The organism is Limosilactobacillus reuteri (genome assembly GCF_013694365.1).
Classification (GTDB): Bacteria; Bacillota; Bacilli; order Lactobacillales; family Lactobacillaceae; genus Limosilactobacillus; species Limosilactobacillus reuteri_E.
The window spans coordinates 1,839,083-1,851,376 of record NZ_CP059275.1; the positions used below are offsets into that span (position 1 = coordinate 1,839,083).

Consider the following 12,294-nt stretch of genomic DNA (forward strand, 5'->3'; position numbering starts at 1 on the left):
CCGCATATGCACTTAGGTATTGTGCCTTTCAATGCGGAAAAGCGGTTATCAGCAAAGACTCTTTTTAATCGTCAAGCTTTACAGGCGGTACAAGACGAATTGCCAAAGTATTTAAATGAGCGTGGTTTTGAGCTTGAACGTGGCGAAAAAGGTTCAGAGCGTAAAAATTTAACGGTGCCTGAATATAAAAAGGCAAAGGACGAATTAAAAGAGATGACTACCACGCTGGAACAGCGAAAGTCAGAAGTTTTAGCGTTATCGAACGATAAAACACCAACAATCAACAAAGAAAGTTTAGATTTAAAAGACGAAACGAAAACGGTCAAAGTACCAAGTGGCGAAACGATTGGAATTGGTAAGTTACGTCATGAATTTACGAAAAATGAAGAACGAAAAACAGGAAATGTGATTATCCCTGAAAGTAAATTAAATGCTTTAATACAAGGCTATGAAGATTTATATAAATCGAATGAGCAACTAAAAAAATATGCAGAAACAGATTTACCAAAAAGAATTGATTACGTAAAAGGCAAATACAAAGAGGTAGTGCGTGATTACAATGATTTGGCAGATAGATTTAATAATAATTTAGAGAAAATTGATTCGTTGGAGAAAGAGAATAAATCGCTTAAAAACGAAATTAAGGGCATTTACAGAGGTTTTAATCAGTTTATGGAAAATACCCTTGGTGCAACTGTTAGACAAGCTGAAAAGCTCATGAATAACCTTGTGAGTGAAATTAAAGAGTTTGTAAAAGGTGGAGAGTTTGAAAAAATTCATAGAAATGAAACTCGAACACGAGATAGAGATGAATTAAGTCGTTAGCCACGCTCATTTAAATACTTTGGCAATTCGTCTTGTACCGCCTGTAAAGCTTGACGATTAAAAAGAGTCTTTGCTGATAACCGCTTTTCCGCATTGAAAGGCACAATACCTAAGTGCATATGCGGTGGTGCGTCATTTGACGGACATCCTTTCATATAGGTTTGGTTCACTTAATATGATACCTGATGTCACGCCGAATGGCGTTTTTTATTTACCACCAACTGGGTGGCTAACTTCATTCTATAATCCACCATAAAAATGATATATTTACTTGCTTTAATTCCAGCAATTGGTTGGGGTGCGATGCCATTAATTACTGGTAAAATTGGTGGTTCACCAGTTAATCAAATGTTTGGAATCGGTGCTGGAGCTTCAATTGTGGGAATTATTGCATATTTGATAACAAAACCAACCGTCAGTGTAACTGCTTTTTGGTTCTCGCTAGCGATCGGTTGTTTATGGACAATTGGACAGGTTGGTCAGTTCATCTCGTTTAAACATATGGGAGTTTCAAATACGATGCCCCTTTCTTCAGCATTTGTGTTAGTTATGACGTCGTTTGTCGGCATCTTTTTCTTTGATGAATGGCAAGGAGCCAGAGCATTAAGTATTGGGTTGACAGCGTGTGTAGTTGTAATTATTGGGGCTGTTTTAACCTCGATTTCGGACGGAACATCGGATAAAAAGGTTTCGACTAAGTGGGTATTATTTTTATTAGTAACAACAATTGGTTACTGTGCTTATTCGATTTTTCCTAAAATGCCACAGGTTGCTCATGAAAGTAGTCAGGGTATTTTCCTACCAGAAGTATTAGGAATTTTACTTGGTTCAGTAATTTATACTATTTGTTCGGGTAACGCTAAAGCATTTAAGCAAAAAGAACAATACTTAAATGTTTTAGGAGGACTTTCATGGGGGATTGGTAACTTTGCCTATGTTTTTGTTGGTAAAGCTCTTGGAGTAGTGACTGCTTCAATTTTTGGTCAAATGAATGTTATTATTTCAACATTTGGTGGTATCCTACTTTTGCATGAAACCAAGACCAAGCGAGAAATGATATATACAGTAGTTGGAATTATCCTAATTGTAATTGGTAGTATTTTAACAGTAATTGCTAATTAAATGACAGAAACGTTAAATTGGGATCATACAATGGTTGATGTAACTAACCTTCAAGATGCAATTGATTACTTCAACTCTAAAGGTTTAGCCTTTACCCCTGGTGGACATCACGAATATTGGGGAACAAAAAATGCACTAGATTATTTTGGCCTTAATTACATTGAGCTCTTAACCATCGCTAATAAGGAAAAAGCTAAGGCATTCCCATATGAAAATAACTCAGCAATTCATGATGCCGTTGAAGATTATTTTGCTGGTATTCAGCGCATCACAACAATTGCCATTCGGACTGACAATATTGAAGAAACTCACCAGCGATTAGAGGGTCTGGGGCTTAATGTTGGTGATATTACTGATGGAAAGCGCGTGGATCCTGCCGGTAAACTTATTCAATGGAAGATTTTCTATGTCAATGATGAACTTGTTAACCATTTACCTGCACCATTCTTTATTCAATGGGGCAACAACGATGATCAACGCCGGGAAGACCTCAAGAAACAGGGCTTAATTAAATTCCATCCGGCAGGTGACCTTTTTGTTAAGCAAGCAATCTTTAATGTTAGTGATCCAGAAGAGGCTGCTAAACAATGGTCAGCCCTCTTGCAGGCAGAAGTAGTAAGTGAAGGTGACACCTATACAATTAATATTGGCGATAAACAACTTGTTTTCAAGGCTGGCGTTGAAAATCGATTATTTAAACTGATTTTCCACGGGGCTAAACAACCTGAAAAATTACAACTTGGACAAATTAGGTTTGATCTACTTGATAAGAAATAGATGACACTTAAGATTTACTCATTTGGTGGTGGTCAAATGGTGGAAGCAATGCTGCGGGCTGCACTGAAGAAAAAAGTAATTACTCCTGAAACAACTGGGATAACAGATATTTCGAGCGATCGAGTTAATTATTTGACTGATACTTATCATATTCAAGCAAGTCAACAACCTGATTGGACGGCTGTTGAGAATGCTGATCTTGTTATTCTGGGAGTGCGTCCACAAGATAACTGGCAAGAGATCATGAAAGAACTTGTCGCCCACCACTACCAAAAGGACGTGCTTTCAATTATTGCCGGCGTAACAGTTGCACAACTTTCATCACAGGAAGATCTTTTTGCAATTACACGGATCATCCCCAATACCTTGACTGATGTTGCCATGGGTTATAGCGGCGTCGTTAAAAACAATCGAGCTAATCAAACTGTCATTGAAGACTTTCTAAATAGTTTTGGAAAAGTCGATTACATTGATGAATCCTTGCTAGATGTATTTACTGGATATGGCGTGGCTGGACCAAACTATATCTATAACTTTCTAATTAGTTTTACAAACGCAGGTGTGCTTGCCGGAATGCCTCGCCAACAAGCAAACAAACTTGCTCTTGAGAATCTACGCGCAGCCGCTGCATTTGTAGAACAAAGTGCTAAACACCCTGCCGAATTACTTGATATTAATAATTCTGCTGGCGGAGTGGGTATCACCGCCCAGCATGAACTAGATAAAAGCACTTTTTCAGCGGGAATTGAAAATGCTGTCCTTGCTGCTGTTAAACGAACAAAGGAATTAGGCAAACAGAACAAGGGTGATTAAATGGCATATCAAAGTATCAATCCATTTACGAACCAAGTAGAAAAAACGTTTGAAAATACAACTGATGAAGAATTAGAACAAACATTGACTACGGCGCATCAATTATATTTAGATTGGCGGAAGTATAATGACCTTGAAGAACGGAAACGTCAAATTTTAAAGTTAGGTCAAATATTACGTGAACGGCGTGTTGAATATGCGACAGTTATGAGTAAGGAAATGGGAAAACTAATTAGCGAAGCAGAAGGCGAAGTTGATCTTTGTGCTTCTTTCTGTGATTATTATGCAGCCCATGCAGATGAATTTATGCAACTAAAAATCATTGCGACAACGAGTGGCCGCGCCAAAGTTTTGAAGCAATCATTAGGAATTTTAGTTGCGGTTGAACCTTGGAATTTCCCATTTTATCAAATTGCCCGGGTATTTATTCCCAACTTTATTGCAGGAAACCCCATGATTTTGAAGGATGCATCGAATTGTCCAGCATCAGCCCAAGCATTTGCTGATGCCGTTAAGGAAGCTGGTGCGCCAGCTGGCAGTTTAACTAATTTATTCCTTTCATATGACCAAGTAAATAAGGCAATTGCTGATAAGCGGGTAGCCGGTGTTTGTCTTACTGGTTCTGAACGTGGTGGTGCAACCGTTGCTAAAGAGGCTGGTGCTAATTTGAAGAAGAGCACTTTGGAACTTGGTGGTAATGATGCCTTTATTATCTTAGACGATGCAGATTGGGACCTTGTCGAAAAAGTTGCCCCGGCAGCACGCCTGTATAATGCCGGGCAAGTATGTACATCATCAAAACGTTTTATTGTACTTGAAAAGGATTATGATCGTTTCTTAAAGATGATGAAAGATGCGTTCTCGAAAGTTAAAATGGGTGATCCGCTTGATCCATTGACAACTCTTGCTCCACTATCTTCTAAGAAGGCTAAGGAGAAGCTCCAAAAACAAGTAGATACAGCTGTAGAAAATGGAGCCAAAGTTTACTATGGTAATAAGCCGGTAGATATGGAAGGCCAATTCTTTATGCCAACGATCTTAACTGATATTACCCCAGATAACCCAATATTTGATACGGAAATGTTTGGGCCAGTGGCTTCGGTTTATAAGGTTAGTTCCGAAGAGGAAGCAATCGAATCGGCTAATAATTCAAGCTATGGGTTAGGAAACACTATCTTTAGCAATGATTCCGAACATGCAGAGCGAGTAGCAGCAAAGATCGAAACTGGAATGAGTTGGATTAATGCAGGCTGGGCTTCATTACCAGAATTACCATTTGGTGGTGTTAAGAATTCAGGTTATGGTCGTGAACTCAGTAGTTACGGAATTGATGAATTTACTAACAAACATCTAATTTACGAAGCACGACAATAAATGACTGCGAAAAGAAACAGCCATCATAAATCTCGATTACGACAATTATTTGCAACACGTCGACGTCGGTGGATTGGCATCGGTGGCCTAATTGTAATTATAATTTTTGTATTAGTTTCAATTCGACATGCAAGTGAGGAAAAAGCAACAGAAAAAAACGAATATAATATTCTACGGGTTACTGAGCAATCAGATTTTAATCTGACAGGAAAGATTGAACCAGTCCAGATGCAAACATTAACCTTGCCATCTGGTAACCTGCAAAATCTTAATGTGAAAAACGGAGATCACGTTGCGCAAGGAGAAGCGCTCTTAACCATGCACAATGATAGTACACAAGATAGTGTTACTGAACTGCAGGGAGATCTTAGTAAAAGTCAACGAACGATGAATGACCAACAACAGACGATCAATAATTTACGCCAACAGTTGAATGGGATGGGGCAAGGTGATGAAGGGTACAATGACCTGCGGAATCAGCTTACCGAAGCGCAAAATGCATATGCAGATGCACAAGCAAGTGTTGCTGCCACTCAACAACGGCTTAGCACCGCTTCAAGCAAGGTTAATCAAACATTAACAGCACCTTTTGCTGGTTATGTTACGGTTGACCAATCAAAGCAAAATGCTCCTGTAATTACTCTTTACTCAGATACGCTTCAATTTGTCGGTCAAGTTTCAGAATATGATTATAGTAAACTTCATCAAAGTACTGATCTAAAGGTGAAGGCCCTAGCAACGAACCGGACTGCTAATACTCAGGTAAGTTATCTTTCAACAACTCCAACTAAAAATAGTGGAAACAATACCAAATATGAAGTAACTGCTAATGTTAGTGCTAATAAATTTATGGCGGGGCAAACAGCAAAAGCTTCTATTAAACAAGATGGAGTTCAAATTCCCAAATCGGCAGTTCGTCATGGGAAGGTATTTGTTGTTGATTCAGACAACCGAGTTCGCGAGACTGATGTTAGTGGCCGGGCAGTCAACAGCTCTTATATTGTGACTGATGGAGTTAATGCTGGTGATCGGATTGTGACTAACCCTAACAGTAAGTTGAAAAATAATGCAAAGGTTGATTAAATGATCAAGCTAAAGAACATTAATAAATATTACCGTCAAGGTAGCCAACGTTTTCATGTTCTCCATGATATTAATGTTGACATTGAGCAAGGAGAATTAGTAGCAATTATCGGTGAATCTGGGTCAGGAAAATCAACCTTGATTAATATTGTTGGCTTTCTTGATGATGATTTTGAGGGAACATACTTCTACCAAAATCACCCAATCCATGATTATTCGCGAAAGCAATTTTCAAATTTACGAAATCAAAATGTCGGTTTTGTTTTTCAAAATTTCAAACTGCTACGTGGATCAACCGTTGCAGATAATGTTGGATTACCCTTGCTATATGCAGGGAAACGACGCCGCGAAATTGGCGAACGTGTTTCTGAAGTCTTAGAGCAAGTTGGTTTAGCCGGATATGAAAGTCAATTTCCTAAAAATATGTCTGGTGGACAACAACAAAGAGTATCTATTGCCCGGGCAATATCAACGAACCCGAAATTTTTAATTGCTGACGAACCAACGGGAGCACTCGATACAGAAACAAGTCAAGAAATTATGAATCTTTTTAAGCGATTGAATCATGAAGAAGGAACAACGATTATTATGGTTACCCATGATCCCCATGTCGCTGAACAATGTGACCGAGTAATTAAAATTATTGATGGTCGAATTGTAAGTGACAGTAAAGGCGGTGAATATCATGCAGACAATTGAATGCAGACAATTGAGTTGATCAAATCAGCTATCCAGTCATTAAAGGCGAATAAAAAGCGGAGTTTCCTAACGATTATCGGAATTATGATTGGTATTGCTGCAGTTATTGCTATCCTTGGAATTGGGGACGGGATTACGAAAACGATGTATGATAAGTTCGGTAATAATGCTAAGCAAGGCCAGCAAACAACCGAAATCGTCTATAATCCTGATAATGTTAATTCGACTGTCAATGGATTCACGCAGGAACAAGTTGCTGATATTAATACTCAATTTGGTGGTGAAATTAAAAAGGCTGAGATTGAGCAGGAATCAGATAATCTTTCAACACATGCAGATATTGGTGATGCGACTAAATCAGTGACATTAAGCTTATTAAAGGAACCAACCCATACGGTAAAACTGATTGCGGGTCACAACTTTGGTAAACGAACTTTTGAACTAGGGGAAGCTAATGTCCTAATGAGTGAAAAAGTAGCTAAACGGCAGTATGGTTCAGCACAAAATGCGCTTGGCACAACTGTAACAATTAATAATGTCACTTATAAAGTTACGGGAGTATATAAGACACAGGCACAATTCACTGATGATGGGAACCAAAACTCATACGGAGTTGATTTATTATTACCGAAGAAAGTTTACTATCAAGGAGATAGTGCTAAAGAAGGAAATACGCTTAAATTAACCTTTAGCCAGGGTGTAAATGCCAGTGCTATTTCCCGCAGAGTCGCAAAGTACTTAAAAAATAATAGTTCAGCAGCGACTCAAGGAACCTATCAGTACCTAGACATGGAAAAAGCCCTTAAGCAATTCTCTTCTCAAATGAGTATTATTACTACTTTCATTAGTTTTATTGCGGCGATTTCTCTTTTCATTGCCGGAATTGGGGTAATGAACATGATGTATATTTCAGTTTCTGAGCGGACGCAAGAAATCGGAATTCGCTTAGCTGTGGGGGCCACACCATTTAACATTATGATGCAATTCTTAGTGGAAACAGTAATTCTTACCATGACAGGTGGATTATTAGGCTTTTTAGGCGGCGCAGGATTGGCGCACTTACTAGCACCACTTTTATCAAGTGCGATTGGTGGTGGCGGCATTCATATTCACGCCCATATTTCACTTAATGCTTTCTTGTTGGCATTTGGAACATCGGCAGCTGTTGGTTTGATTTTTGGGATCTTGCCGGCACGCCAAGCAGCTAATAAGAATTTGATCGATATCTTGAGATAAATGAGTAAAAATAGGGGTAAATTAACGGTTATTTCATTGCTAGTTGTAATTATTGTGGTATGTGGAGGATACATGTTACTACACCCATCTTCATCAAAGAAGGTTCCTAGTGAAAAGGCTACTAAGACAGAGACAATTACAAGTAGTTCATCTAAAAAACATAAAGCAGCCAAAGAAGATAGTTCAGATAAAGTTAAAGATGATGATCCTGATGATTCGTCTTCAGTAGCTGATACTAATTATAGTGAGGCAACTTCTGCATCTGCCGCAGTAAGCAGTGGTAATCAAACAGCCCAACCTGCACAAAGTCAAAATACAACCCAAGCAACGGCGGTAAGTAATTCTGGTCAAATTGCTAGTCCTAAAGCTACTACGAATAATTACAAAGGAAATCGCAGTGTCGCCAACACAAACAACCGGCGGACAGGAAGCCGAAAGACAACCCAAGCTGTATTAACTCAACAACCTGTAACAGTGGAAGATGGGATGAACTTTAGCTACCAGGCTGCGCAAAAAGCTGGTGTGATTGATAATAATACATCTGTTGAAGAGTTTTACAAAAATGCCAAAGAAGGTAATGGTTCTGTAACCTACAACGGTCAAACTATTTACTACAAAGCTAAGGGTAATAATCAATATCAAGTTACAACCGCTAAATAGATGCAAAAACTATCTATTAAACAACTAATAATAATTACATTGTGCTTATTAGTGCTGGTGGTTGGCTGCATGACTATTCACCAGCGTCGTCATTTTAATAAGAACGTTAAGATCGATAATGTGGCAGTTGGTGGATTGACTGCTAAGCAAGCATTAAAGAAGTTACAAGATAATCCACAATCGCCAAAAATTTATGTTAACAATGAATTAGTATTTAAGGATAAGCAATCAGTAGCAAAGTTTAGTAGTGCTGACAAACAAAAAATTAAAAATGCATTACATAGTCAGTATACTTTCTTCCCATCATCTAAGGCAAAGAACATTGCGATTAAGCCTCAAAATGTTAATCAAGATGAAGTATCAAAGATTGATCAAGCAGTCAGTCAAAAGGTAACAGAACTAAATAATGGTCGAAAAGCTCCTGTTGATGCTTACGCGGTATACGAAAATGGCCGAGTACAAGTAAAACCAGCAGTTGGTGGTACTCAATACAGTTTAGATGGTTTGCATAATAAAGTTGAAAATGAAATTGCTGGGGGAACAGTTCATCTGAAGCCAAAATATACGACTCCACTTTCTGCAAATAGTAAAACTGTTCAGAATGAAAAAGCAAAGCTCGAAGAATTATCAAAACGAACTGTAACATACCAAGTCCAAAACAAAAAGTATCAATTAAATTGTGGTGAGATTATTACCAGAGCAACCTATCAAAATGGAAAATACCACTTTGACACTGGAGCAGCTGATTCAAAGATTAATGAAATTAATAATACCCAAGCAACTCTTGGCAAATCATTTGAATTCAGAACCCATGACGGATCAGTGATCAAAACAACAGATGCTGGCTTATATGGGTGGAAGATCAGTAAAAAACAAGCTGGAAAGACTCTTACGAATGCATTGGTTGCAAATAAGCAAACAGTAAACGCCAAAAATGATATCTATGGTAAAGGATATAATCAACAAGGAACTGGGTATAATACTACAAGCAACAATGGTATAGGGGACACTTACGCCGAAGTTTCACTAGCCGACCAACATGCCTGGTTTTATAAAGATGGTAAGTGTGTTCTTAGTACTGATATTGTTAGTGGGACGAATAATAAGGATAATGAAACTCCTAAGGGTGTCTGGTATATCATGTACCAGCAAACACCGTCTGTCCTTCGAGGCCTTAATGATGATGGTTCGAAATATGCAAGTAAGGTCCAATATTGGTCACCATTTACTGATAGTGGATGTGGATTTCATGATGCAAGCTGGCGTCATGACTGGTCAAAACAGGCTTATCTTGCTAAAGGTGGTGGATCGCATGGATGTATCAACATGCATCCAGATGTTGCTGGTCAAGCCTTTCATGACTTACAGAAAAATGAGCCTGTAATTATCTACTAAATGCGCCCAAGTGCTGAACGCTCAATAATGATTGCGGTTATTTGTTTCATATTAACAATTATTATTTCATTCGCCATGTCTGAGGGATGGATAAAGTAGATGGATTTAGAAAAGAAGAAAAATTTGGTAATTATTAATCTATTTTATGTAGGATTAATTTTGATTTACTGTATTTTACATGCAGGACCACTGAATTTAATGGTGTTTTTGGGTATGTTAGTGGTTGCAAATTTAATGGGGATGGTAATTAAATAAATGATTGATTTAACTTTACCACAAGCATTCGTTTCGGGCTTTTTAAATGTTTTTGAACTAATTATTATTTATAGACTAGTGACGGGTTATTTGAACAGGAAAATTATTTTAGTTGATTTCCTTGCAAGCTTAGTTATTATTTGCGTTCCTGTTCTAGAAAGTTCATTAGAGTTTCCATTAATAATGATATATTTATGGCTGTTTGATAGGAAACATGATCGTCAGCAAATTATATATAATAAACCCGTGGTGCTAGTTAATTTTTTCCTAGAGGAAAATGTCTAAATGTCTAAACATGTTGGTAAATCAACAAAAAAATCTTATTTTTATGGTCTTAAAATTCATGTGATCGTTACTAAGACTGGCTTTCCGATTACTTACTCAATCACGAATCCAGGTGTCCATGACGTGAAAGTGTTAGAGACTTTATCGGAAGAAGCGAATCTTCCCAATATCCTAGGGGACAAAGGATATATTAGCCATAAAATCCATGAAAAGCTTGCCCTTAAGGGCATTACTATATCCGTTCCGCCACGTAAAAACATGGATAAATCAGAAAAACTAGACCACAGCTTACTTGGAAAACAAAGAAAAATTAGGTTGTCAAAATTTCAACTCACATTCTGTTAAATGAACAATCAAATCACACTAGCATATTTAGATCATGATGATCTAGATGCTTTACAAGTTGTAAGTGTTGTCAGTTTTTATGAATCGTTTATCGATGGCGCAGATCCACTTGATATGCAAGAATATTTACAGACACAATTGACAACTGAAATATTGGCAGTAGAATTGGCACAGTCAACCAGTAAATTTATTGGTATTAAGGATCATCAAATACTCATTGGTTATATGAAAGTCAATGATGAAAAAGATGCTATAGAGATTCAACGGCTCTATCTGCTCAAAGATTATCAAAACAAAGGGTTAGGGCAACGGTTACTCGATGAAGCGAATCGTTATGCTAAAACGAAACAAAAACGTTATTTACGTTTGGCTGTTTATGAAAAAAATCATGCAGCTATTCGTTTTTATGAACGTTATGGATTTAAAAAAATCGGGATCAAACATTTTCTTTTAGGAAAACAAGATCGTATTTGTCCGATTTTAGAAAAAGAAATCTAAGTGACAACTGAACATTTTGACTTAGCCAATCCTGTTACTAAAGTCGATGATATCCCCGATTATGAAATGTACAGTCAAACAATCGATAGCTTAAATAGGCGTTTTGGCAATCGTGTTTTAAAAGGCATCGAAATCGGTTACATCGCTTCTGAAAAGGATCGGATCATCGACTATTTAGCCGATAAAGATTACGATTTAAAATTACTCAGTGTGCATCATAATGGTCAATTTGATTATTTAGATGATGAAGTCAAAGATATGGACCCTGCTATTGTGATTCCTCGGTATTTTGCACAACTTTCAGAAGCACTAGTTGTTATAGAAGCAGATGTCTTTGCTCATTTCGACTGTGGTTTTCGGGTATTTGGTCTATCCGTTGCTGAATTTAAACAATATGAAGCGCAGTTTTTACCGATTCTAGATCAAGTAATCAAAAATAAATTGGCATTCGAATTAAATACTAAGAGCGCTTACTTGTATGACAATTTAGCGCTATATGAATATGTCATCGATTTATATCTTTCACGTGGTAGTACCTTGTTTAGTGTTGGATCAGATGGGCATTACCTTGGACATTTCCGTTTCCATTTCGATGATCTTTTTGCTCTGTTAAAAGCAAAAGGTGTGACGGAATTAGCGTTTTATCAAAAAAGAAAGCGAATTATGGTTCCACTACCAGTCTAAATGTCTTATAAATTCAACAGGAAATACTATCGAAGCCTAGATTTTTATTTTGGAGTTTTTACCATTATTCTTTGGTTTATCTCTTTCCTTTTTCCTATCTCATCTATTGATTTTTTGGTTAGCGGTGCCTTTCTAATCTATTCAGTCTATGCATTATTTAGTAGCTTAACCATTAATAAAATTAAAATAGGAGTATCCTAATTTTCCTAAATTTCAAGAATAAGTTAGCCACTGGACTTAAAT

14 protein-coding genes and 2 pseudogenes are annotated in these 12,294 nt (G+C 37.4%); 15 read left to right on the forward strand and 1 reads right to left on the reverse strand.

Going from position 1 to position 12,294, the window contains the following annotated elements:
• Window positions 1–6: 6 nt before the first annotated feature.
• Window positions 7–825, forward strand: a complete 819-nt coding sequence (locus tag HHK02_RS10680; RefSeq protein WP_167592791.1) for a plasmid recombination protein — start codon at window positions 7–9, stop codon at window positions 823–825.
• Here HHK02_RS10680 and HHK02_RS10685 read toward each other — a convergent pair.
• Window positions 825–962: pseudogene (locus tag HHK02_RS10685) on the reverse strand (plasmid recombination protein); the annotation flags it as partial. The gene HHK02_RS10680 and the pseudogene HHK02_RS10685 sit on opposite strands and share 1 nt — an antisense overlap.
• A 121-nt stretch (window positions 963–1,083) precedes the next feature.
• Here HHK02_RS10685 and HHK02_RS10690 point away from each other — a divergent pair.
• From HHK02_RS10690 to HHK02_RS10755, 14 genes and pseudogenes are all read left to right on the forward strand, one after another.
• A complete protein-coding gene (locus HHK02_RS10690) occupies window positions 1,084–1,947 on the forward strand; it encodes a GRP family sugar transporter (protein ID WP_181462413.1) in 864 nt (287 codons plus the stop codon).
• A complete protein-coding gene (locus HHK02_RS10695; protein WP_016496358.1) occupies window positions 1,948–2,724 on the forward strand; it encodes a VOC family protein in 777 nt (258 codons plus the stop codon).
• Entirely contained in the window at window positions 2,725–3,537 is an 813-nt protein-coding gene (locus tag HHK02_RS10700; RefSeq protein ID WP_181462414.1) for a pyrroline-5-carboxylate reductase family protein, read from the forward strand.
• Complete coding sequence (locus HHK02_RS10705; protein WP_181462415.1) at window positions 3,538–4,911, forward strand: NAD-dependent succinate-semialdehyde dehydrogenase; 1,374 nt, start codon at window positions 3,538–3,540, stop codon at window positions 4,909–4,911.
• Window positions 4,912–5,994: an efflux RND transporter periplasmic adaptor subunit gene (locus HHK02_RS10710; protein ID WP_181462416.1), complete on the forward strand. Its 1,083-nt coding sequence runs from the start codon at window positions 4,912–4,914 to the stop codon at window positions 5,992–5,994.
• A complete protein-coding gene (locus HHK02_RS10715; RefSeq protein ID WP_079375835.1) occupies window positions 5,995–6,693 on the forward strand; it encodes an ABC transporter ATP-binding protein in 699 nt (232 codons plus the stop codon).
• Entirely contained in the window at window positions 6,694–7,929 is a 1,236-nt protein-coding gene (locus HHK02_RS10720; protein ID WP_079375836.1) for an ABC transporter permease, read from the forward strand. It abuts the gene before it with no gap.
• Entirely contained in the window at window positions 7,930–8,589 is a 660-nt protein-coding gene (locus HHK02_RS10725) for a hypothetical protein (RefSeq protein ID WP_181462417.1), read from the forward strand.
• On the forward strand, window positions 8,590–9,984 hold the full coding sequence (locus HHK02_RS10730; RefSeq protein WP_181462418.1) for a L,D-transpeptidase family protein: 1,395 nt from the start codon (window positions 8,590–8,592) through the stop codon (window positions 9,982–9,984).
• A gap of 99 nt (window positions 9,985–10,083) precedes the next feature.
• Window positions 10,084–10,239 carry a hypothetical protein gene (locus HHK02_RS10735; protein WP_181462419.1) on the forward strand — a complete coding sequence of 52 codons (156 nt, stop codon included), beginning with the start codon at window positions 10,084–10,086 and terminating at the stop codon, window positions 10,237–10,239.
• Window positions 10,240–10,524: a hypothetical protein gene (locus tag HHK02_RS10740; RefSeq protein ID WP_231124849.1), complete on the forward strand. Its 285-nt coding sequence runs from the start codon at window positions 10,240–10,242 to the stop codon at window positions 10,522–10,524.
• Between the two features lie 21 nt (window positions 10,525–10,545).
• Window positions 10,546–10,870, forward strand: a pseudogene (locus tag HHK02_RS10745) (transposase); the annotation flags it as partial.
• Entirely contained in the window at window positions 10,870–11,367 is a 498-nt protein-coding gene (locus HHK02_RS10750) for a GNAT family N-acetyltransferase (protein WP_078009706.1), read from the forward strand. The pseudogene HHK02_RS10745 and the gene HHK02_RS10750, both read left to right, overlap by 1 nt.
• Window positions 11,368–12,051, forward strand: a complete 684-nt coding sequence (locus tag HHK02_RS10755; RefSeq protein ID WP_109884995.1) for a PHP domain-containing protein — start codon at window positions 11,368–11,370, stop codon at window positions 12,049–12,051. It abuts the gene before it with no gap.
• Window positions 12,052–12,294: the final 243 nt, after the last annotated feature.